General features: G+C 65.7%; 21 protein-coding genes. 9 read left to right on the forward strand and 12 right to left on the reverse strand.

Features of this window, described 5'->3' with window-relative positions:
• Window positions 1–19 precede the first annotated feature (19 nt).
• Window positions 20–889, reverse strand: coding sequence for an ABC transporter permease (locus QE449_RS05690; RefSeq protein WP_042572922.1), 870 nt, complete (start codon window positions 887–889; stop codon window positions 20–22).
• A 116-nt stretch (window positions 890–1005) separates the two neighbouring features.
• Window positions 1006–2037, reverse strand: a complete 1032-nt coding sequence (locus tag QE449_RS05695; protein WP_056074312.1) for a LacI family DNA-binding transcriptional regulator — start codon at window positions 2035–2037, stop codon at window positions 1006–1008.
• A 214-nt stretch (window positions 2038–2251) separates the two neighbouring features.
• Here QE449_RS05695 and QE449_RS05700 point away from each other — a divergent pair, with 214 nt between their 5' ends.
• The 3 genes from QE449_RS05700 to QE449_RS05710 are packed head-to-tail and all read left to right on the forward strand — an operon-like array spanning window position 2252 to window position 5411.
• Window positions 2252–3409: a Gfo/Idh/MocA family protein gene (locus QE449_RS05700; protein ID WP_307108414.1), complete on the forward strand. Its 1158-nt coding sequence runs from the start codon at window positions 2252–2254 to the stop codon at window positions 3407–3409.
• Window positions 3406–4587: a dihydrodipicolinate synthase family protein gene (locus QE449_RS05705; protein ID WP_307108415.1), complete on the forward strand. Its 1182-nt coding sequence runs from the start codon at window positions 3406–3408 to the stop codon at window positions 4585–4587. Before QE449_RS05700 ends, QE449_RS05705 begins: the two co-directional genes overlap by 4 nt.
• Window positions 4584–5411, forward strand: a complete 828-nt coding sequence (locus QE449_RS05710) for a sugar phosphate isomerase/epimerase (protein ID WP_307108416.1) — start codon at window positions 4584–4586, stop codon at window positions 5409–5411. The genes QE449_RS05705 and QE449_RS05710 overlap by 4 nt, the downstream gene beginning before the upstream one ends.
• On the opposite strand, the gene QE449_RS05715 is transcribed toward QE449_RS05710, so the two are convergent.
• The 8 genes from QE449_RS05715 to QE449_RS05750 all read right to left on the reverse strand — a co-directional run bounded on the left by QE449_RS05715 (window position 5412) and on the right by QE449_RS05750 (window position 13870).
• Window positions 5412–6428, reverse strand: coding sequence for an HNH endonuclease signature motif containing protein (locus QE449_RS05715; RefSeq protein WP_307108417.1), 1017 nt, complete (start codon window positions 6426–6428; stop codon window positions 5412–5414).
• 184 nt (window positions 6429–6612) lie between these two features.
• On the reverse strand, window positions 6613–7320 hold the full coding sequence (locus tag QE449_RS05720; protein ID WP_307108418.1) for a hypothetical protein: 708 nt from the start codon (window positions 7318–7320) through the stop codon (window positions 6613–6615).
• A gap of 6 nt (window positions 7321–7326) precedes the next feature.
• A complete protein-coding gene (locus QE449_RS05725; RefSeq protein WP_307108419.1) occupies window positions 7327–8607 on the reverse strand; it encodes a competence/damage-inducible protein A in 1281 nt (426 codons plus the stop codon).
• Window positions 8608–8631: 24 nt separating this feature from the next.
• Window positions 8632–9924, reverse strand: a complete 1293-nt coding sequence (locus tag QE449_RS05730; protein ID WP_373428260.1) for an MFS transporter — start codon at window positions 9922–9924, stop codon at window positions 8632–8634.
• A 55-nt stretch (window positions 9925–9979) separates the two neighbouring features.
• Window positions 9980–11374 (reverse strand): dihydropyrimidinase, encoded by a 1395-nt coding sequence (gene hydA, locus QE449_RS05735; protein WP_307108421.1) that lies wholly within the window; start codon window positions 11372–11374, stop codon window positions 9980–9982.
• A complete protein-coding gene (locus tag QE449_RS05740; protein ID WP_042572931.1) occupies window positions 11371–11757 on the reverse strand; it encodes a gamma-glutamylcyclotransferase in 387 nt (128 codons plus the stop codon). Before QE449_RS05740 ends, hydA begins: the two co-directional genes overlap by 4 nt.
• Window positions 11758–11763: 6 nt before the next feature.
• Window positions 11764–12918, reverse strand: coding sequence for an FAD-binding oxidoreductase (locus tag QE449_RS05745; RefSeq protein WP_307108422.1), 1155 nt, complete (start codon window positions 12916–12918; stop codon window positions 11764–11766).
• Window positions 12908–13870, reverse strand: a complete 963-nt coding sequence (locus QE449_RS05750; protein WP_307108423.1) for a dihydrodipicolinate synthase family protein — start codon at window positions 13868–13870, stop codon at window positions 12908–12910. Before QE449_RS05750 ends, QE449_RS05745 begins: the two co-directional genes overlap by 11 nt.
• A 169-nt stretch (window positions 13871–14039) precedes the next feature.
• On the opposite strand from QE449_RS05750, the gene QE449_RS05755 reads away from it, so the two are divergent.
• The 5 genes from QE449_RS05755 (at window position 14040) to QE449_RS05775 (ending at window position 20067) form a co-directional block, all read left to right on the forward strand.
• Entirely contained in the window at window positions 14040–15056 is a 1017-nt protein-coding gene (locus tag QE449_RS05755) for a LacI family DNA-binding transcriptional regulator (RefSeq protein WP_307108424.1), read from the forward strand.
• A 165-nt stretch (window positions 15057–15221) separates the two neighbouring features.
• Window positions 15222–16082: an ABC transporter substrate-binding protein gene (locus QE449_RS05760; protein ID WP_307108425.1), complete on the forward strand. Its 861-nt coding sequence runs from the start codon at window positions 15222–15224 to the stop codon at window positions 16080–16082.
• Window positions 16083–16093: 11 nt separating this feature from the next.
• Window positions 16094–16834, forward strand: a complete 741-nt coding sequence (locus tag QE449_RS05765; RefSeq protein ID WP_222649603.1) for an amino acid ABC transporter permease — start codon at window positions 16094–16096, stop codon at window positions 16832–16834.
• Between the two features lie 26 nt (window positions 16835–16860).
• Window positions 16861–17610: an amino acid ABC transporter ATP-binding protein gene (locus QE449_RS05770; protein WP_307109686.1), complete on the forward strand. Its 750-nt coding sequence runs from the start codon at window positions 16861–16863 to the stop codon at window positions 17608–17610.
• Between the two features lie 222 nt (window positions 17611–17832).
• Window positions 17833–20067, forward strand: a complete 2235-nt coding sequence (locus QE449_RS05775) for an NADP-dependent isocitrate dehydrogenase (RefSeq protein ID WP_307108426.1) — start codon at window positions 17833–17835, stop codon at window positions 20065–20067.
• A 92-nt stretch (window positions 20068–20159) separates the two neighbouring features.
• Here the strand turns inward: QE449_RS05775 and QE449_RS05780 are convergent, their stop codons facing one another.
• Window positions 20160–21221 carry a hypothetical protein gene (locus QE449_RS05780; RefSeq protein WP_307108427.1) on the reverse strand — a complete coding sequence of 354 codons (1062 nt, stop codon included), beginning with the start codon at window positions 21219–21221 and terminating at the stop codon, window positions 20160–20162.
• Between the two features lie 117 nt (window positions 21222–21338).
• Here QE449_RS05780 and QE449_RS05785 point away from each other — a divergent pair, with 117 nt between their 5' ends.
• Complete coding sequence (locus QE449_RS05785) at window positions 21339–21728, forward strand: DUF4440 domain-containing protein (RefSeq protein ID WP_307108428.1); 390 nt, start codon at window positions 21339–21341, stop codon at window positions 21726–21728.
• Window positions 21729–22106: 378 nt separating this feature from the next.
• Here the strand turns inward: QE449_RS05785 and QE449_RS05790 are convergent, their stop codons facing one another.
• Window positions 22107–23048: a GlxA family transcriptional regulator gene (locus tag QE449_RS05790; protein ID WP_307108429.1), complete on the reverse strand. Its 942-nt coding sequence runs from the start codon at window positions 23046–23048 to the stop codon at window positions 22107–22109.
• Between the last annotated feature and the right edge of the window lie 9 nt (window positions 23049–23057).

Here is a 23057-nt window from a genome sequence, read left to right on the forward strand (position 1 = left end):
TAGGGGTGAGGCAGCCGGGTCACACTGCGCCGACGGACGCGGTGGAGCGGCGCGATGCATGCCAGGGGATGAGGAACTTCTCGGCGATCTCGATGACGAGGAACAGCAGGATGCCGAGCAGAGACATGATGATGAGGGCAGCGAACAGCATTGCGGTGTCGATGTTTCCGTTCGCCTGGAGGATTACGTAACCGAGTCCTTCGTTGGCGCCGACGAACTCACCGACCACCGCACCGGTCACCGCGAGCGTCGCCGCGATCTTGAGTCCCGACATCAGCTGCGGCAGCGAAGCGGGGAAGCGCACCTTGCAGAACGTCTTCCACTTGCTCGCACCCATCGTGGACGTCAGTTCGAGGATCTCCGGGTCGACGGACCGCAGGCCCGCCATGCCGGCGATGACGATGGGGAAGAAGGCCATGAGGACAGCGACCAGGATCTTGGGGCTGGCGCCGAAGCCGAGCCACACGACGAACAGTGGTGCGATGGCGATCTTCGGGATGACCTGAGCGAAGAGGATCAGCGGGTACATCGTCTTCTCGATCGACGACGAGTAGATCATCACCACCGCGACGGCGATACCGACCAGGCCGGCGATGACGAAGCCCGCGATGGTCTCGTAGGTGGTCACCCAGGTGTGGCCGGCGAGGTAGGACGCGTTGTCGACCATCGTCGACCAGGTGTCGCCGGGGGACGGAAGGATGTAGGGCGCAACCAGTTCGGTGGTCGTGACCGCCCACCACGCGACGACGAGCGCAGCCACGAGAGCGAGGGGCCGCCACAAGCCGGACCAGGTGTTGCGGAACGAGGGAAACCGTCGACGACGCGTCGGCGCGGGATGCGGTGCCGACCGTGCAGCGAGTGGGGCCTCGACCGACGTTGTTACCGCCATGAGGAGTCCTAAAGCTAGTAGTGGTGCGGGTCCGACTACTCCCGCTGGAATGCGCTTTCCGAAGCTGCGGCCGAATCTAATGTGATCGCGCCCACAGTGTCAAGGAAAACGGACAACTACCTGCTTAGGGCGCTGCTCGCGCGCAGGACGACCGTTCCCGGTGCGTACTCGTGCGCGTCGAGGGCGCGGTCCGACGGGTCGAGCGCCAGTCGTACGGCACGCTCGCCGATGTCGACGAGCGACAACGCGACCGTCGACAAGCTCGGAACGTGGTCCCGCAGGGTGGGGATGTCGTCGAAACCCGCGACGCAGACATCGTCGGGAACGCTCAGGCCCAGCTCACGCCACGCGGCGATGGCTCCGATGGCCATGACGTCGGTGACGGCGAAGACGCACGGGGGAGCGCCGTGACCGGGCGTGAGTTCCAAGGCTGCCGCGAGGCGTCGTGCCGCGCTGTAGCCGCCGTCGCGGGAGAAGTCGCCGGCCACCTCGATCTCCGGGGTGATGCCGTGGCGGCACAGTGCCTCGACGAATCCGTTGCGACGGTCCGCGGACGTGCGGATGTTGCCCGGGCCGCCGATGATCGCGAACCGCCGATGGCCGTGCTCGTACAGTGCTTCAGCCAATGCTGCTGATGCAGAATGATTCTCGGGTTCGACAGCCGCTCCGAACGGCATGGGCTGGCCGATGACGACGACGCGGCCGCCGTTGTCCCGATACGCCTCGAACTCGCGTTCCAGGGCGCGGTCGAGGTCGCCGCTCTGCCGCGATCCGGCCAGGATGATGGCGTCGGCGCGGTGGGAGATGAACGTACTCACCGACTGTCGCTCGATGGCGAAGTCGCGCTCGGTGCTCGCGAGCAGCACGAGTTTGCCGGCGTCGCGCGCCTCGTTCTGCACGCCGCGGACGATGGAGGAGAAGTACGGGTCGGCGACATCGTGCACGACTAGACCGATCAGGCCCGTCGACGACCGCGCCAAAGCCTGGGCCTGGGCATTCGCAATGTAGCCGAGATCGGCTGCGGCGGCGCGCACTCGGTCGGCCACCCCCTCGCCGGGCACCCTCGACGAGCCGTTCAGCACCCGTGATGCCGTGGCTTGGGAGACGCCGGCCGCTGCTGCCACGTCACGCAATCGCACTGCCGCCATGCTCGCCACCCCCACGAAATCGTTGCGGTCTGCCGGTACCTGTTGACCGATCGACCTCGACAGCATAGCTTGGAAAGCGCATTCCGAAGCTGACTTGCCCCTCGACGCGTGCAGGACTTTCCGCCGCACCGTCTCCCGAGGCCCTCGCGCGCCTCGACTCCCTCGGTCGTGCACTCTTCAGACCTGGCTGCCGAGCAGTCAGAAAGGCCATTCGATGTCTCACCCCACCCGAACCCTGCGCATCGCCATGAACGGCGTCACCGGTCGCATGGGCTACCGTCAGCATCTTCTGCGTTCCATTCTCCCCATCCGCGACGCCGGCGGATTGCTGATCGCGGACGGCTCGCGCGTGCAGGTCGAGCCGGTGCTCGTCGGTCGCAACGAGGCGAAGCTGCAGGAACTCTGCGCTCAGCACGGCATCGCCGAGTACACCACCGACGCCCAGTCGGTCATCGACGATGCGTCAATCGACATCTACTTCGACGCCCAGGTGACCTCGCGTCGCGCGGACGCACTGTCGTCAGCGATGAAGGCCGGCAAGCACATCTTCACCGAGAAGCCGACGGCCGAGACGCTGACGCAGGCCATCGAGCTGGCGCGCATCGGGCAGAACGCGGGCGTCACGGCAGGCGTCGTCCACGACAAGCTCTACCTCCCCGGATTGGTGAAGCTGAAGCGACTGGTCGACGAGGGCTTCTTCGGACGCATCCTCTCGCTGCGAGGCGAGTTCGGCTACTGGGTCTTCGAGGGTGACGGTCAGCCCGCGCAGCGGCCCAGCTGGAACTACCGCGCCGAGGACGGTGGCGGCATCGTCGTGGACATGTTCTGCCACTGGAACTACGTGCTCGAGGGCATTCTCGGCAAGGTCGAGACGGTCACCGCCAAGGCAACCACCCACATCCCGACGCGGTGGGACGAGCAGGGCAACGAGTACGCCGCCACCGCCGACGACGCCGCGTACGGCATCTTCGAGATGCAGAACGGTGTTGTCGCGCAGATCAACTCGTCGTGGGCCGTGCGAGTGTTCCGTGACGAGTTGGTCGAGTTCCAGGTGGACGGCACTCACGGCTCCGCAGTGGCGGGACTGCGCAATTGCGTCGCCCAGCACCGCTCACACACTCCCAAGCCGGTGTGGAATCCCGACCTGCCCGTCACCGAACCCTTCCGCGACCAGTGGCTCGACGTCCCGGCCAACGCCGATCTGGACAACGGCTTCAAGCTGCAGTGGGAGGAGTTCCTGCGCGACGTCATCGCCGAGCGCCCCCACCGCTACGGCCTGTTGTCCGCCGCGCGCGGTGTCCAGCTGGCCGAGCTCGGCCTGCGTAGCTCCGCGGAGGGCCGCCGCCTCGACGTGCCGGAGATCGCGCTGTGACCGCCGTCGCCTCGCGCCTGACCATCGCACTGCCGGGCCACGGCGCGTATCAGCTGGGCGAGCCGGGTGAGTGGTCCAAGCCCACTTCTCCGATCACGTCGCGCATCGCCTACGCAGCCGCACATGTCATTCCGCGTGCGACGGGTGACAACACTCCGGGCGCACCGGCCGACATCGACTGGGATGCCACCCTCGCCTACCGGCACGAGCTGTGGTCCTACGGGCTCGGTGTCGCCGACGCGATGGACACCGCGCAGCGCGGCATGGGTCTCGACTGGGCGGCGACCGCCGAGCTGATCCGACGATCCGGTGCCGAGGCTGCCCGGGTCGGCGGCCTGCTCGCCTGCGGGGCCGGAACGGACCAGCTCGACCTGACGACGCTGCCGTCGGGTCGGGAGGGTCTCGCTCGTGTCCTCGACGCCTACCACGAGCAGATCGCGGTGGTGCGGGAGTCGGGCGCCAAGGTCATCATCATGGCGTCGCGTGCGCTGGCACGGGTGGCGTCATCACCCGACGACTACCTGTCCGTCTACTCGACGTTGCTCGACGAGGTCGATGAGCCCGTGGTGTTGCATTGGCTCGGAACGATGTTCGACCCTGCGCTCGAGGGCTATTGGGGAAGCGCGTCCGTGGACGAGGCGACCGCGACGTTCCGTGGACTGATCGAGGCGCACGCCGCGAAGGTCGACGGTGTGAAGGTGTCGCTGCTGGACGCTCAGCACGAGATCGCCCTGCGCGCAGCTCTGCCCGCCGGGGTTCGTCTCTACACCGGGGACGATTTCAACTACCCGGAGCTCATCATGGGCGACGGTGAGCACCACTCCGATGCGCTGCTCGGCATCTTCGCCGGCATCTACCCCGCGGCGTCCACGGCGTTGCAGGAGCTCGATCGCGGCAATACAGCCCGGGCCGAGGAAATCCTGCGGTCGACGCAGGAACTGGGTCGGCACATCTTCGCGGCACCCACCTACTACTACAAGACGGGCATCGCGTTCTTGTCATGGTTGAACGGGAAGCAGCCCGGATTCTCGATGGTCGGCGGGTTGGCGTCAGGTCGCAGTGTGGAGCACCTGACGCAACTGTTCGTCCTGGCGGCTCGTGCTGGGCTGCTGGCAGACCCGGCCTTGGCCATTCACCGGATGGGCCTGTATCTGGAGCTGAACGGGGTGTCGGCATGAGTCTCGAACGTTTGTCACTCAACACCAAGACGGTGAACAACTGGAGCCTGAAGGAGGCCGTCGAGGGTGCGGCGCGGGCGGGACTCGGTGCTATCGGACCGTGGCGTGACCGCGTGCAGGAAGCCGGGGTCACGGAGTCGGCGAAGATGATCTCCGATGCCGGGCTGCGGGTGTCGACCCTGTGCCGCGGTGGCTTCCTCACGGCCCTCGACGACGACGGGCTCGACGACAACCGACGGGCTCTCGACGAGGCGGCCGAGCTCGGGGCTCCTGAGCTGGTGATGGTGATGGGCGGTATCCCGGATCGCGACCTGATCGGTGCGCGGGCACGGGTGGCCGAGAGGCTCGCCGAGTTGGTGCCGTACGCGCTGGAGCGCGGTGTGCGAATCGCGTTGGAGCCGCTGCATCCGATGTTCGTGGCCGATCGAGCGGTGATCTCGACGCTGGGTCAGGCTCTGGCCATGGCGGAGCCGCATCCGGTGGAGGCGGTGGGGGTCGTCGTCGACACGTTCCATGTGTGGTGGGACCCCGACCTCGAGGCGCAGATCAAGACGGCGGGGGAGCGAGGACGCATCAGCTCGTACCAGGTGTGCGACTGGTTGGTTCCGATGGAAGCCGACCCCCTCCTGTCCCGCGGAATGATGGGCGACGGGGTGATCGATTTCGCCACCATCGGGCGGTGGGTCGAGGAAGCCGGCTACCTCGGTGACGTGGAGGTGGAGATCTTCAACGCGGCTGTCTGGGCGGCGGATGGGGATCAGGTGATCGGGACGATGGTGGAGTGGTATCGGACCTCAACCACTGCCGCTCCAGTCTCTCGATAGTTACGACCAAGAGATCTGCGTCGACCATCCTTGTTCGCTGTGCTGTGTGCGATGAGTTTCGAACCATTTCTGCATTGCCCTGTTGGGTTTGAATTCCAAGCTCTTGCCATCCAGCAGGGCGTATTGCGGGTAATCCAAGAGGGTTTGATCCAGTTCGATCGCGTGTGCACTCGACACCCTGATTAGTCCCTGGTCGAACAGCGAGTGGAGGTCACGGCGCAGCAGAATGCCGCCATGTTCGTGATGGAGTCCCACCGCAGCATACGAGTACAGGTGGGCCGCTTCGAGCGTGGCCAGCGGTGAGGGTCCCGTGAATGCGCAAACAGAGCCAAACTGCGAGATCAGCTTCGCCCGAAAGCTGGCTTGACCGATTCGCGCTCTTGCCATGACTGAGCTGAATCCCCCAGGTGGCTCCTGCGGATACGCGAAATCGATGGATTTCGTGAAGCGGTGAGCGTGCAAATCAAGGGTTCTCTTGACGGCAGCGCTAGGCGCATCTTGTAGCAGGTTGCTGAAACGTTGCCAGCTGAGGCCCCTGATGGAAAGCCTCTTGTTGTCATTGTCGCACGCGGCGTGAACCTGCTCTTTTGGAATATTCAACGACAGAGGAAGGAAGGCCTCCTCGTAGTCCGCAGAATAGACAGTTAAATCAGTCCAGTCGTACCTGGGATGCATAGTCCGGTGCCCACAGCCCCTGTTCAGTTCGCAGATGAAGGGGCCCTTTTCGGAACGGCGTCGTATATTTCTAGGACTGCCGCAGTTTGGACAGTATCGCATTCTCTTCTTGCCCGGACCCGACGTGACCGACGAGACGACGGAGGCGCCGAGAGCGTTGCTGGTGTCCCACAGCACGACTATGTCACCGGGACGAATTTTTTCGCAGTTCTTCACGTTGCTGTCGTAGGAATAATGTGACGACAGAACGTCGTCGTATGTGTGACCACCACTTCGTAGTGAGGGCTCGACACCATCGCGGTAGGTCAAGAGCCAGGCGCGAGTGTTTTCAGCTGGTTGCACGCACGCAAGTCTAGAGGGGCTGTGGCCATTGGCGGGTGACGGATGCTGAGAAAATTTGAGGGCTTGGTGCGTTCGTCGCCGTGCTGCCTCGAAGCTGCGGGCGGGATTTAAGCGACTATGTCGAAGTGGTCCACGATCGGAAGCACAGCGACGACTTCAGGGAATGGCCCGCATGCGCGCGTGGTCAGTTGCCCTCGACGCGCCGCGGCAACTCGTCCGCGAAGTCGAACGAACACCCGAGCCGATCGGCGGCCTCCACGCCGCCGGCATCACGCACCCAGGCGACGCATGCGCCGGCCGCGAGCGCGAGATCGCGGCTGAACAGGTACCCGTCGGTGCAGTCGTCGAAATGCCCGTCGTGGTGCCATCTGTCGAGAATCAGTCCTTGCACGGAATGGTCTGCGAAGCGGAGCGTGTGCAGGATGCGCCGGGACCGGCGCACCATCACCACACCGTCGTCGAGGCGGTGCAGCTGCGCGGTGATGAGCTCGATGTCGTCGAGCTCGTCGTCGGGGATGTCGGTATTGGGTCCGAGATCGATGACGAGCCCGGCGGGTTCGTCCTGCATCGACTCGACGAGCCACGCGGTCATCGCGTCCCACTGGTCGACCTCCAGCAGGACGCCGGTCGGCGTTTCGAGACTGATCAGCAAGGCTGCGGCATCGATCTCTGCGGCCCACACCTGCGTCGGCCCGTCGTCGTGGAAGAACACCCGACCGGTGTCGTCGACAAGCCCCGGCTGCTCGTTGAACCGAGACGTGTCAGTTGTGCCGTCGACATGGTGGGTGTGGATGGACCAGCCGCGCATGTCCTCGTCGTTGACCACCACGTATCGCGTGAGGAGATCATCCGAGGCGAACTGCCAGCGAGGGAGTGGAGGGGTGGTCTCCATCGAGGCTCAGGCGTCGCCCAGTGCGTCCGCGAGCATGTGCATCGCGACGGTGACCGAGAGCGCCCGGACATTCGCACGATCACCGGGTAGCCGCAGCGTCCGCGTGACGGTCGGTCGCCCCGTGACAGCGATGCCGAAACACACGGTGCCGACGGGCTTGCTCTCCGTACCGCCGCCCGGTCCCGCTACACCACTGGTCGAGACGGCGGCATCGGCACCGACGCGGTGCAGCGCTCCCTCGGCCATGCGAGCCGCCACGGGTTCACTGACGGCGCCGTGCTCCTCGATCATGGCTGCTGGGACGTCGAGTGATCCGATTTTCACCTCGTTGGCGTACGACACCACACCGCCGACCACGTAGGCCGACGAGCCCGCCCGATCGGTGAGCCGTGCGGCGATCATGCCGCCGGTGCACGATTCCGCCGTCGCGATGCGGCGGCCACCGGATCGAGTCGCCACGATGTCGTCGATGGTGGAGCCGTCGGTCGAGAAGAGCTGCGCGCCATGGTGTTCTTCGATGAGTGCCAGTACGCCGGAGTAGGCGCCCGCCGCGGACTCCTCGTAGCGGGTGACCATCTCGAGTTCACCGCGCGACAGGCAGGTGGTGATCGCCAGGCCGCCGAACCCCGCAATCGAGCTCTCTGCGGTGCGCAAGGTCGCGGCGAGGTCGGCCTCCGACAATCCGTAGGCCCGGATGGTGTCCTCGGTGACGGCTGTTCTCCGTGCGAGCACGGTGGCGACGGGTGCGCTCTCTATCGCTTCCGGCCACATCGACTGCAGTTCGGAGGGTGGCCCCGGAAGGATGAGGACCGTGGGGAGCGTCCCCGAGTCGTCGGCCATCGCCACGCCCGGTGCCGTGCCCGTCGGCGAGATCGAATGCGCTCCGGCAGGAACCATCGCCTGCTTTCGTACGCCGGCTCGCAGTGGTTCGGAGTCGGCGACGCTTCCGAGTCGACTGCGCCAGCGCTCGACGATGGCCGTGATGCGGCCTTCGAGTTCGACGTCGAGGTGCATCTCGCGGCCGTACAGCGCGGCGACGGTCTCGACGGTGAGGTCGTCCGCAGTCGGGCCGAGGCCTCCGGTCGTGATGATGAGGTCGACGTGCTGGTCGGCGAGGAACTGGACTTGTGCAGTCAGATCGGCCGGCCGGTCACCGCAGACCGTCAGATGGGCGACATCGACTCCCATCTGCAGAAGTTGCCGAGCCACCCAGGGGCCGTTGCGGTCGTTGACCCGCCCGGCCAGAACTTCGCTACCCGTGACCACCACACCCGCGCGCACTGCCATGGTTCGACACTACGGCGGCCGAGGTCAGCCCCTATCGGGGGCCATGACGCCCGACTTGCACAACTGCACGGGGCCGACGCCCTTCTTCAGCGCCCAGAGCAGGAGCGCGCACCCCAGCCCGGACAGGACGAGGCCCGTCCCGAACATCGCGGCGTAACCGAAGGCCTGGCCGACCACGCCTGCAGCGAGTCCGGCGATGCCCTGCGAGAAGACGACGGCGCAGGCGAGAAGGGTGTAATCGGTTCCCGCGTAGACACGTTCGGAGGCGTCCATCATGAGGGCGAATAAGACGACGGTCGCGGCGCCGCCGAAGACATGCTCGCTGACGCTGGCGGTCACCACGAGGGCGATCCCGCCGATATCGAGTGCCGCGGCGACGTAGAAGCCGAGCGCCAGGGTTTGAGTGATGCCGGCGACGAGCAGCGCACGCCGTCGGCCGAAGCGCGTGGCGTACCACGCACCGAGGGCGGCACCGGCGAGCGCGGAGCCCGAGGCGACTCCGCCTTCGAGGAGCGCGATCTGACCCAGGGAGAGCCCGAGGTCGGAGAGAAACGGACCGACGAGGGCCGACCCCATCGAGTTGCCGAACTTGTAGGCGGCGATCAGGCCGATGAACGCCAGGACACCCGGTCGGCGTAGGCGAACCCACCACGTCCCGGCGAGGCGGACAGCGGTCGTCGACTCCACCGGTCTCACATCCGCCCTGTCGAGTTGAGTCCGGAGTAGGAGGACCGGGATCGTGGACGCGACGATCAACACGGCCATCGCGACGAACAGTGCTCGCCATCCCGCGAACGAGAACAGCCACAGCAGAACGCCGCCGCCGACGATCATGCCGATGCGGTACGCCCCGAGTTGGATCCCGTTGCCCACACCTCGGTCGCGTGCGTCGAGCAGCCGGACGGCGAGCCCGTCGGTGACGACGTCTTGCGTCGCGGACAGGACGTTCACCACGGCGATGCCGACGAACAGCCACTGCAGGCCGGACGCGAGGTCGAGGCAGGCCAGTACCAATGCGACTGCCGCTGCGCCGAGTTGGAGCGAGAGCAGCCACCGTCGCCGACTTCCGTACCTGTCCACATAGGGCGCCCAGAGGAACTTCAGTGCCCATGGCGCGAAAAGAACCCCGCTCGCGCTGATCGCGACCAGGGAGTAGCCGGACCGCCGCAGCACCACGGGCAGCGCCTGGGTGAAGAAGCCGAACGGCAACCCCTGCGCGAAGTAGAGGGCGCCGAGCAAGGCGAACGTGCCGCCGACGATGCCGGAACGGGGGACGCGTGCTCTGTCGGTCGTCGACACGGTGGAAGTCTGGCGCATTCACCGGCGTCCTGCTTCCTCACCCCACTGCGCCGGGGACATCGAGACCGGGAAGTCAGACTTGCGTCCGCCGCCCGCCCTCGAAGTCGAGCGGGGCGGCCTGCAGGTGCCGACCCCTCGGCGTCCCGTCGACCAGTTCCTCGTTCTGGACGACGATGGTTCCTCCGACGAGCACGGTGACGGGCTTCCCTCGAAGCGTCATCCCCTGATACGGCGTGTAGTCGGTGGCCATGTGGAGCAAGTCGACGTCGACTGTCCATTCGAGGTCCGGATCCCATAGTGCGATGTCCGCGTCGGCGCCGGGCATCAGCGTTCCCTTGCGAGGGAAGAGTCCGTTGGTCTTGGCGGGATTCGTCGACGTGAGCTCGACGAACCTGCTGGCGGTCAGGTTCGAGTCGCGGACGTACCGCGAGAAGATGACCGGCAGCCTGGTCTCCACTCCCGGTAGCCCGTTGGGCATGTGGCGGACATCGTGGCTGTGGACCTCCTTCTGCGCTGTGTCGTAGCAGCAGTGGTCGGATCCGATGGTGGTGATGTGACCGGTGAACAGGTGCTGTCCCAGGTCCTCGACTGCGTCGGCCGCCCTGAGCGGTGGACAGCACACGAATCGTTCGGGGTTCTCGCCGCCGTAGGCGCTGTCGTCCAGGATCAGGTGGTGCGCCACCGACTCCGTGAAGGCGACGAGTCCTCGGGTGCGCGCATCCGCCACCAGCTCGACTGCCGCCGCCGTGGACTGGTGCACGAAGTAGACGGGCGCGTCCTGAGACTCCGCGATCGCCAGAATGGCAGCAACGGCTGCCGTCTCGGCGATCTCGGGTCGCGTCATCGACATGTGGGCCGCGTCGATGCCCTCGGTGGCGGCCGCCGTCGTCTGCGAATCGGTGACGATGGCGTCCGACTCGCAGTGGATGATGACCATCCCACCCAGATCGCGAGTGGTCTGCATGGTCTTGAGAATGGTGTGCTCGTTCGCCATGGTCTCGCCGGCGTATGTCGTGAACATCTTCACGGTGCGGATGCCGTCCTGCGCCATCGTGGCCAGCTGGTCCGCGGTCGTGTCGTCCCAGTCGACGACGCACGCGTGCAGGGCCGAGTCGCACAGGCCGTCGGTCGCCTTCTGCCGCTGTTGCTCTGCGGCATCGAGCGGGGACTGACCGGGTCGCGGGATCGCGAAATCGACGATCGTCGTGGTGCCGCCGAACACGGCCGCCGTCGTGCACTCGCGGTACGAGTCGAGCGAGGTGAACTCGCCCGACGTGAAGCCGACGTGGCAGTGCGGGTCGACGCCTCCGGGCATGACCAGCTTCCCGGTGGCGTCGACGACCTCGGCTGCTGGGTCCACGTCGGCGCCGGGCGCGAGAACGGCGATGATCGTGCCGTCGTCGATCAGCAGATCGGCGGGCCCGTGCCAGTTCGACTCGACGAGGGTTCCTCCTCTGATCACCTTCATCGCAGCGTCGCCCGGTATGCGAGCCACCCGCCGAGCTCACTGATGTCGGTGACATCGGAGCGGTCGAGTGCCTCACGGCGCATGCGCATCGAGAGGGAGCCACCCCCGTCGGCGAGCTCGATGACGCCGAGCTCCAGTTCCTCGGGCTCGCGAGGAAGAAGCTCTTCCCGGAGGACGTCGTACTCCACCTCGTACAGCTCACCGGGTACGGCGTGGCCACCGGAGGACACGGGGTGCAGTCCGGGGAATTCGTCTCGTACGGAGAAGAACTGGTACTTCGGTGCGGTGACGGCCGGGCCGAGTAGTCGCGCCCGGTGAAGTGCGTCGTTGAGCGTTCCTCCGGACATCGCCTGTCCGTTGACGAACATCGTGACCAGTGCCATGGGTGCCTACCTACCGTGTTCCGCGAACGAGGTGAGTCGAGCCGGTGAGAATTCGCTGACGTCGATGTCCGGCACTCGTCCGTGCACCATCGAGGTGAGTAGCTGCGCCCAGAGCGGCGCGAAGGTGAACGAGTAGGTGCCGCCGGCGACGTAGAACCCCGGTGCGCCGTCGACGGCACCGATGACCGGCATCTCGTCGGGCGTCGTCAGTACGGGGCCGGTCCACGTGTCGACGAGGGGGAGCAAGGCGAGGGAGGGGAGCAGTCGCTCGACCTGTGCGAGATTTCCGGTGGTGCTCTCGGGCAGGGACGGCGCAGCGTCCGTGTCGTGGAACGTGCCGGCCGGCCATCCACCGCCGAGCACGAGGCGACTCCGCCTATCCTGCTTGATCGACATGCCTTCTCCGACGTGCTGCACGAGGACGTCGAGGGTGTGCGAGGGTGCGGCGAGTGCGTGCATCTGCAGTGACGTCGGCCGAAGGTCCAACGAGATGCCGGCCATCGACGCGATGCCGGCCATCCACGGACCGGCGACGTCGATCACGGTGGGTGCGACCCACGTGGAGTCGGGAGTGGTCACCCTCCACAGGTCGCCGACTCGTTCCACACCCGTGACGGGAGAGTGCGACCGCAGGACGGCACCCTCGGCCTCGGCCTGACGCAGTGTTGCGGGCCCCGCGAGGTCAGGCTCCGCGAATCCGTCGAGGGGACACCAGGTCGCCGCTTGGACGCTGGGTCCCAGAGCCGACAACAACCGGCGTGCCTCGGATCCGGTCAGCACCTCCGTGGGAATTCCCGCTGTGCGTTCCCAGTCGTGTTTGGTCTCGAGTGTCTGCACCTGGTCGTCCGTCTCGGCGACCATGTAGCCACCGCAGCGGTTGAGGCCGAGACCGGGAACGCTGTCGGCAAGGTCGTTCCACAGCGAGCTGGTGCGGTGCTGCAGCGGGAGGAGTCGTCGGACGTCCACGGCCGCGCCTTGGCCGGGGCGGCGAGTGTGAATCGTCTGGATGTGGAGGTTGCCCGCCGTGGTCCCGGAGCCACCGGTGTTGGGTGCGGATCGGTCGAGCACGACGACGCGAGCGCCGGACCTCGTCAGTGCCAGGGCCGTCGCAGCGCCGACGATGCCGGCTCCGACGACGACCACGTCGAAGTCAGACTGCACTGCCCACTCCTGCCGTCCGGGATGCCTCGGCGATTCCCGTGTTCTCGACGATCCGCGCCAGGTGGTCCAGCGTCGTCTGGTCCGTCACGGGCAACAGCGGTTCGCGCACGCTCCCGCCGGGTTGTCCGAGAAGGTTCATGACGGCTTTGAGCTGGGGAATGGGAGAGGCGTAGACGCCGCTGTAGTCGGGGTTGATCAGACGTCCGGACAGCGCGCGGTACCTGTCGGCCCAGGACCGCGCGGCGGCCGCGTCGCGCGCAGCGACGGCACGGTAGAACGGCACGGCGAAGGGTGCGCCCACTCCGCCGCCGTCGATGTTCCCGTCGCCACCCAGATTCAGCAACGCTGCGAGTCCGCGGTGGTGAAGGAAGCTGCCGAAGACTCGGACCGTGCCCGCCACCGCCTCGACGGTGTCGAGCATGGAGAGCCAGTTGCCGGTGCTGTCCTTGACGGCCACCACGTTGTCGAGGGCTGCGAGCTCGGTGAACAGCCCGGGGAGAGTGCCCATGTCGACAGCGACGCCACGCGGCCAGTTGTAGACCATGAACGGCAATGCCGTTGCGGTGCTGACGGATCGGTAGAAGGCGAGCAGTTCGTCCTTCGACGGATGAACGTAGGGCGGAGGTGTGGCCAGCACGCCGTCGGCGCCCGACGACTCGGCATGCCGCGCGAGTGCTGCGGAGTCGCGTGCGGTGTATGCGCTGACGCCGATGACGACGGGGAAGCGTCCGCGCACTGCGTCGATGGCGACCTCGGCGACGGTGCGCCGCTCCGCGTCACTCTGGCTGAACCACTCACCGGTGCTGCCGTTGACGAGAACGCCGTCCACCTCGTGGTCGGCGTACAGGTTCATGAGAGAGGCCAGGGCATCCGTGTCGACTGCGCCACCGGCGGTGAACGGGGTGGGTGCTGCGGGCCAGTAGCCGGACCAGGCGACGTCATCGCGGTTCATGAATACCTTTCGTTCGGCATTGAAGCCGGACTGGGTCGGATCGATGGGATCGATTGCATAGACTGCCGTCGGTGAAGACACATCGTCAAGCCGGAAACGCACTTGTAACGAGCGAGGCTCGGCGTGGGAGAGTCTGTGCACGATCGGCGACGAGGGGAGGTGAGGGTCGATGACGGTCACTCTGGCTGACGTGGCTGCTGCCGCGGGAGTCTCGCGCAGCACGGCTTCCCGGGCGTTGAGCGGGTCGACGCTGATCTCGGCCGATACCCGACGGACCGTCGAAGAGGCGGCCCGAACACTGGGGTACCGGCCCAACAGGGCCGCGAGTGCGCTGCGCTCCAACAAGTCGCATCTCGTCGGTCTCGTGATGAACAACCTCCTCAACGCGACGTTCCACACCGTGGCCGAGGTTGTCCACAAGAGGTGCTCGGACAACGGCTTTCAGGTTCTGCTGTGCATCACCGATGCGGACCCGTCCCGCGAGCGAGACGTGCTCGCGATGCTGGGCGACCACGGAGTCGATGGGACCATCGTCATCGGGAGTGGGCGCAGCGCAGTCGAATCAAACGCGCTGCTGTCCCAGGGCCGGGCTGTTGTCAACGTGATCAGGTCTGTCCGGGGGAGCGCCGCACCCACCGTCCTCGCCGACGACCTGGACGGTGCGCGCGATGCGACGGCGCATCTCCTCGACCTCGGTCACCGACGCATCGGCTACATCGGCGGTCTCGAAGACGCCACCTCCGGTAGGGAGCGGTTCGAGGGCTACCGCTCGGCACTGGCGGACCACGGCATCGAGGTCGACCCGTCGCTGATCCGGAAAGGGCCGTTCACCACGGAATTCGGTGTCGCAGCAGTCGATTCGCTGCTCGACGAACCGTCCGGCATGACCGCGCTCTACGCGGCGAACCACGAGGCAGTGTTCGGGATTCTGCCTACCCTCGTCGGACGAGGGGTGTCGGTGCCCAGCGACTTGTCGCTTATCTGCCACGAGGACATGCCGTGGCTCTCGCTGTGGCACCCGGCCGTGACCGTCGTCGACAATGGCGCCTCACAGCTCGCCAACGTCGCGATGGATCTCCTGTTCCAGCAGATGAGCGAGCCGTCGAAGCCGGACGGCCGCACGTACCGGATCGGCGCCCGATTGGTCGAGCGCGCGTCGTGTGCGCCCGTCGTCAACCGTAATTGACGAGGGCCGACGTTAACTTTCGTTGAAACACGTGTCGTCCGTGTTAACCACGTTGACGTGTTCGCGGGAACTCTGCGATGGTTCATGCAATCGATCCCATCGAGGTCGACCATCCCGATCCAGACAGTCGCTGCGAACAGCAGTCGACACCGAAAGGTCTCTCCTATGCGCACGCTCATCGGAATTGCCGCTGCCGGCGTCCTGACCCTCGGCCTCGTCGGGTGCGGCTCCTCGTCGGAGCAGGATGCCGCGCCGACGGACTGCACTCCGACTCTCGGCGCAGCCGATCTCGCCGAGGAGGGCTCGCTGACCATGGCCACGAATGCCACCCTCCCGCCCATGCAGTACGTCGACGCCGACGGAGACGTGATCGGCATGCGGGTCGACCTGGGCAAAGAGATCGCCAAGCGACTCTGCCTGACGCCGAAGTTCGTCAACATCGAGTTCGAGGCTCAAATCCCCGGTGTGCAGAGTGGTCGGTGGGACATGATCGACACCGGCATGTTCTACACACCCGAGCGCGCCGAGACCATCGATCTGGTGCCGTACGAGGTTCAGGCAGTGTCCATCTCGGTTCCGTCGGGCAATCCCGAGGGCATCAGCACGGTCGACGATCTCGCCGGCAAGACGGTCGGCGTGGAAGCGCCGGGATACGAGTTCGACACTCTGACGGCGCTGTCCGAGCAGTTCGAGACAGAGGGCAAGGCGCCGCTGACCGTGCAGACGTTCAAGACGAATGCCGATGCCTATCAGGCACTCTCGGCAGGGCAGCTCGACGGAACATCGATCGTCGAGTCGGTCACCTCGTTCTACCAGGAGGACGGCCGCTTCGAGACCGCCATCGGCGGCATCAACGAGGCGCCCCTCGCCATGGGCTTCGCGAAGGGCAGCAAGTCCGCCGGTGAGGTCGCTCGCGTCCTGTCCGAGATGCGCGACGACGGCTATCTGCCGGACCTGTTCGAGCAGTACGACGTCAGCGGGTACGAGGGTGACATCGCCGTCAGCACCGGCCCGCTCGAGAGCTGAGAGGCTCCGACATGTGGTCGTGGGACGCGTTCTTCTCCATCCTCACCAGTAAGCAGCTGCTGGAGGGCGCCTGGGTGACCATCTGGCTCACCGTGGTCAGCATGATTCTGGGGCTGGTGTTGGCGGTGGTCGTCGCGGTCGCCCGGTCGTCGAAGTTCCTGCCGTTTCGTGCGGTATCGGGGTTCTATGTCTGGCTGATGCGAGGGACCCCGCTGCTCGTGCAGCTCGTCATCATCTACACCGGACTACCCCAGGTCGGAATCAAGCTCGGCGTCATCGAGGCGGCGCTGCTGGGACTGGTGCTGAACGAGGCTGCCTACCTGTCCGAGATCGTGCGATCCGGACTGCTGTCCGTCCCGACGGGGCAGACGGAAGCGGCACGTGCGCTGGGGATGTCGCCGACCAAGGTGTTCCGCGTCGTCGTGCTGCCCCAGGCGCTGCGCGTCATGATCCCTCCGCTCGGTAACAGCTTCAACGGCCTGCTGAAGACGACGACGCTGGTCTCGGTGATCTCCGTCCAGGAGTTGTTGCGCCGCACGCAGTTCCTGGTCCAGGTGAACTTCAGGGTACTCGAGGGGCTGTGCGCAGCAGCGCTCTACTTCCTCCTGCTCACCACCCTATGGGGTCTGATCCAGAAGCGCCTGGAAGTACGAGCCGGACGTGGATACGACAGGAACTACCGTCGCAAAGGGAGAACCGACATGGCAGCGCTCGACGACAGTGTCATCGACGCGGAGGCGGTGAACCGATGACCGATCAGGCGATCGCGAACCTGACGATGATCGACGTTCAAGACATGACCAAGGCGTTCAACGATCTCGTGGTGCTCGACGGCATCGACTTCCGCGTCGCCAAGGGCGAGGTGGTGCTCCTCCTCGGGCCGTCGGGAAGCGGGAAGAGCACGTTGCTCCGCACGCTCAACTGCCTCGAGACCATCGAGTCGGGGACGGTCCGGGTGTGCGGGGAACTGATGGGGTTCTCCGACGACGGCAAGCGGACACCACTGTCCGAGTCGAGCATCGCCCGGCAGCGCCACTACACGGGGATGGTGTTCCAGAACTTCAACCTGTTCCCGATGATGACGGCGCTCGACAACGTGGCCGCCGGCCCACGGCACGTGCTCGGAACGCCCAAGGAAAAGGCGCGAGCGCAGGCTCAGGAGCTGCTCACGCTCGTCGGACTCGGTGACAAGAGTGAGAACTACCCGTCGCAGCTCTCGGGCGGTCAGCAGCAGCGGGTGGCGATCGCGCGAGCGCTCGCGATGAAGCCCGAGGTCATGCTGTTCGACGAGCCGACCTCGGCGCTGGATCCCGAGATGGTCAAGGAGGTCCTCGACGTCATGCTGCGACTGCGCGACGAGGGAATGACCATGGTCGTGGTGAGTCACGAGATGGGGTTCGCGCGAGCGGCTGCCGATCGCGTGGTCTTCATGAGCGACGGGCGGATCGTCGAGGATGCGGCGCCGAATGAATTCTTCGACAATCCGCGCAACGAACGCACGAAGCAGTTCCTCAGTCGAATGCTGTGAGTCACCGGCGCCCGACCTCCGCCGCCGGTCACGGCAGGTTACTCACCGGTAGCCTCCCGGACCGCCGGTGGAAGATCGTCGGCGCAGGTCAGGTTATGTCTCGAGACACATCGAGCCCGCTGGACCGGGGTCGCCACAACACAGCCCTGCACGACTAAAGTTGTCTCCGAGCCCACAAGGACAGACGACGTCGAGCAGACGGAAAACGAGGCAAGACCTGCAATGACTGAGAAAAAGCCGACCATCATCTACACCCTGACCGACGAGGCGCCCATGCTGGCGACTCACGCGTTCCTGCCGGTCATCCGCACTTTCGCCAGCGCAGCCGGGATCGAGGTGGAGTCGAGCGACATCTCCGTTGCCAGTCGCATCCTCGCCGAGTTCCCCGATTACCTGGACGAGGACCAGCGGGTTCCCGACAACTTGGCCGAGCTGGGCAAGCTGACCCAGCTGCCCGACACGAACATCATCAAGCTCCCCAACATCAGTGCCTCGGTACCGCAGCTGCACGCCGCGATCAAGGAACTGCAGGACAAGGGCTACAAGATCCCCGACTTCCCGGGCAACCCGAAGACGGACGAGGAGCGGGAGATCCGCGACCGCTACACCAAGTGCCTCGGTAGCGCCGTCAACCCCGTCCTCCGTGAGGGCAACTCTGACCGCCGCGCGCCGAAGGCCGTCAAGGAGTACGCGCGCAAGCACCCGCACAGCATGACCGAGTGGTCGCCGGCGTCGCGCACACATGTCGCGCACATGCGCGAGGGCGATTTCTACCACGGTGAGAAGTCGATGACCGTCCAGGGCGACCGCGAGGTCAAGATGGAGCTCGAGACGAAGAGCGGCAAGACGGTCGTCCTCAAGCCGAAGGTCTCGCTGACCGACGGCGACGTCATCGACAGCATGTTCATGAGCGCCAAGGCGCTGGACAAGTTCTACGAAGAGCAGATGCAGGACGCCTACGAAACCGGCGTCATGTTCTCCCTGCACGTCAAGGCCACGATGATGCGGGTCTCGCACCCCATCGTCTTCGGTCACGCGGTGCGCGTCTTCTACAAGGACGCCTTCGCCAAGCACAACGAGCTGTTCGAAGAGCTCGGTGTCAACGTCAACAACGGCCTCTCCGATCTCTACAGCAAGATCGACACCCTTCCGGCGTCGAAGCGGGACGAGATCGTCGAGGATCTGCACAAGTGCCACGAGCATCGGCCCGAGCTGGCCATGGTCGACTCGGCACGCGGCATCTCCAACTTCCACTCGCCCAGCGACGTCATCGTCGACGCCTCCATGCCCGCGATGATTCGCGCCGGCGGCAAGATGTGGGGAGCCGACGGTCGTCCCAAGGACACCAAGGCCGTCAACCCGGAGTCGACCTTCTCCCGCATCTACCAGGAGATGGTGAACTTCTGTAAGACGAACGGCCAGTTCGACCCGACGACCATGGGCACCGTTCCCAACGTCGGCCTCATGGCGCAGAAGGCCGAGGAGTACGGCTCGCACGACAAGACCTTCGAGATCGAAGAGGACGCCGTCGCGAACATCGTCGACCTGGCGACCGGCGAGGTCATGCTCACGCAGAACGTGGAGAAGGGCGACATCTGGCGCCTCTGCATCGTCAAGGACGCGCCGATCCAGGACTGGGTCAAGCTCGCCGTGAACCGTGCGCGCGACTCGGGGATGCCGGTGCTCTTCTGGCTCGACCCGTACCGCCCCCACGAGAACGAGCTGATCAAGAAGGTGCGCACGTACCTGAAGGATCACGACACCGAAGGCCTCGACATCCAGATCATGTCGCAGGTCCGCGCGATGCGGTACACGCTCGAGCGCGTCGTCCGCGGCCTGGACACGATCTCCGCGACCGGCAACATCCTCCGCGACTACCTCACGGACCTGTTCCCGATCCTCGAGCTCGGCACCAGCGCGAAGATGCTGTCCATCGTTCCCCTGATGGCCGGCGGCGGACTGTACGAGACGGGTGCCGGCGGCTCTGCGCCGAAGCACGTCAAGCAGCTCATCGAGGAGAACCACCTCCGCTGGGACTCGCTCGGCGAGTTCCTCGCGCTGGCCGTGAGCCTTGAGGACCTGGGCAAGAAGACCGGCGGCAAGGCGAACGTCCTGGGCAAGGCCCTGGACGCCGCGACCGGCAAGCTGCTCGAGGAGAACAAGGGCCCGTCGCGCACCACCGGCGAGCTGGACAACCGCGGCAGTCAGTTCTACCTCGCCAAGTTCTGGGCGCAGGAGCTCGCGAACCAGACCGAGGACGAGGAGCTGGCGAAGCACTTCGCGCCGCTCGCCAAGACGCTGGCCGATCAGGAAGAGGCCATCGTCAAGGAGCTCGGCGACGCGCAGGGTGAGCCGGTCGACATCGGCGGGTACTACTACCCGGATCCCGAGAAGGCAACGTCGATCATGCGTCCGAGCAAGACGTTCAACGATGCGTTGGAGTCTGCGACCACGTAGTTCTCGACATCTGGCCCATGCACGCGCGTCGTGCATGGGCCAGAGTTGTCTGTGGACTTTGGGCCCCGGAATCCGGGGTCTGAAGTCCACGATCAGGATCGACGCTCGAGATACGCCGGCGTCGACGTGTCGAGACGACGACGATCGAGCGCCTCGATAAGTGCCGGCGCGTGAGAGTCCGGAACACAGAACTGTCCGTTCACCGGGACGATCAGTCCGAGGTCGACCATGGTTGCCAGTCGCACGAACACCCACGCGCTGACTTTCTCGATGTCGGTGTCGATGCCCGCGTCGAAAGCTTCGCCGTCATGGGCTGGGTCGTCGACCAGGGAGCGGACGAGGATGAACCACAGCGCCGCGCAGGCTGCGGCTATCTCCCGCTGCGGCGAGGCGTTCAGTGCGACAAAGGGTTCCAAGCACGCGATGTAAGCCTCGACGAGACTTCTGCGTCGCCACTCCTCGCTCGGTGCCGAGAGCCAGTGATCGAATGCGTCTCCTGCTCGAAGTGTTCGATCCTCGTTGCGCAGGACGCCCACTCCCAACGCGGTCGCGATAACCACCTGGTACGTCACCGTCGACAGCAGTTCGCTGATGGTATCGCCTTCACCGGTCGGGCCGAGGGCGTCTCGAAGCTGCCTGCTCGAGCGCGGGTGTGCGAAGCAGGGGTCGGGAACGCTGCCGTTGTCCTCGCACCAGGCAGCAACCCGCCGGACGTGAGACGTCAGGGTGGTCGGACCGAGTGGTGCCGAGCAACGACGCGGGACCGATGCCACGCGTGGTGGCGAGACCCCGACGATCTCCGCGAAGTCGTCTGCCTGTGTCGGCGAAACACGTTCTTCGACAACAAATTTAGCGAAGAGACCGAGAGCACCGACAGTGTCGTAAGGCGACCAGGGTGTGTGTCCGCAGTCATCGGCGAATAAGTCTGTGTCGAACAGCTCCAGTGGAATGTCGGATCCCGCGACCACGATGTCGTGTTCGCGACTGGATCGGTCGACTGCCATCGCCGTCGAATATGCCGCCAACGGGTCTGTGGTGCAGCCTGAGCGCACCAACCACTCGGCGAAACGTTTCAGCACGTAGTGCCAGCACAATGCCGGCCGTCTTTGCGCGGTGCGCTTTTCGGCCTTGGCCCTACGTTGGCTCTTACTCATCAGGTCCCCCCCAGGATCGTGTGCTCGGAGAGTACGGCCGGCGTACGACAGGACCTGATAGTGGAAATCTGCCCCCGGAAACCGGGGTTCATAGTCCACGATCATGAGGTGGAAGACATGACGATGGAGCACGTGATCGGTCTGGAGAAGACACTGCTCGAGCCGGCGACGCGCTCATCGCCAACTGAACTCGACCGACTGCTTGACCCGTCGTTCGAGGAGATCGGCGCGTCGGGTCGGCTGTGGACGCGGCGCGAGATGATTGCGGCGCTGATCGACGCGCCCGAGTCCGAGCCCATCAAGAGCGCGAACTTCAACGGCCGGAGGATCGCCGACGACATAGTTCACGTGACCTACGAGACCTGGCATGAGGGTCGTCACGCGCGCCGAAGCTCGTGGTGGCGCAGGGTAGATGCTGGGTGGACGCTGCTGTTTCATCAGGGAACTCCAATCCAAGCAGTCGCCCGCAAGCGGTCGGCAGACATCAAGACGGCTCTTCCCAGATGACGGTGTAGGTCGGCCGGGCGCGTCGGTCCGCAGATAGACGTCGAGGTCTCCCGACGATGGAGGTTCCTACGCCATCCATCCGAAAGACCTCGACGTGTCCGACGCTACCCCGCCGGCCGGCTTCGGCCGCCCTGACCTGACCGCCTTCGCGGCTCATCCCAATCGACCCTGATCGGGTCTGCTGACCCCCTCGACGAGAACGCAGCGACATCACAGCCACCCAACCCCGACCGTCCGGGAAGCCGGGGCACGTCACATGGCCTGTGCTGCGGGCGTGTCGAGTGGGTCGTCCAGGGGCGACGCAGGAGCGTCGACGCGACGTGCTGAGAGGTGGTTCCAACCGAGCGCTAGGACACCGGCTACAGGCATGGCGATAGGTCAGGAACGGCGTCGCTCCCTGCGCAGGAGGGAGCGCAGAGTCTCGGCGTTCGCGTAGCCGACCCGTAGCGCGATCTCGGCGGAGGTGAGGTCCGTGGTTGCTGAGAGGTGCCGAGCTCGTTCGATGCGAAGCCGTTGGACGAAGCCGAGCGGAGTGAGGTTGAGCGCCGCACGGACTCGTCGTTCGAGGGTGCGCCGGCTGGTGCCGAGCGACTGCGCGACGAAGGCGACGTTGAACGTTTCGTCCAGGCGGGCGCGCACGAAGCGCTCGAACTCGACGACGATCGGGTCCTCGTGCCGGAGATGTTCGTAGGCGACGAAGGCCGCCTGCGACGGACGCTCGTCGATGATGAGGAGCTTGGCGACATGTTGGGCCAGGTCGGGGCTGATCGATCGCACGAGTGAGAGCGCGAGGTCGATGTGGGCGAACGCGGCGCCGGCGGTGACGAGGTTCCCGTCGACCACGACCATGGTGTCGAGATCGAGGGCTACGGTCGGATAGCGCTTCAGGAACTCCGGCCCCAGGAACCAGCTGGTCGTCGCCCGCCGATGATGCATCCGTCCAGTCTCGGCGACGGCGAACACGCCGGTGCACGCCGCGGCGATCCGGGTGGTCGCGTCGTCGAGGCGCCCGAGTGAGGCGATGACCGAACGTGCATCTCGGCTCTGGAGGGCGTCGTTGGTAGCGGCGGCCGTGAGGGTTCCAAGCGCAGGGACGACGACCACGTCGAACTCTCCGGACTCCGACAGCGGGTGGTCTACCGACAGGGTCATCGATGCCGTCGTGGTCACTCGCCGTTTCGGTCCGAGGATGGCGAGTTCGATCGGGTCGATCCGCGGGTCGACATCGGCGCGGGCTCCGTCGGCCACCCGCACGATGTCGATGACCGACGCGACAGCCGAACCGAAGCAGCCGTCGATCGCGATCAGTCCGATACGCATGGCGCGAAC

This window comes from Rhodococcus sp. SORGH_AS_0303, assembly GCF_030819335.1.
In the GTDB taxonomy this organism is placed as follows: Bacteria; Actinomycetota; Actinomycetes; order Mycobacteriales; family Mycobacteriaceae; genus Rhodococcoides.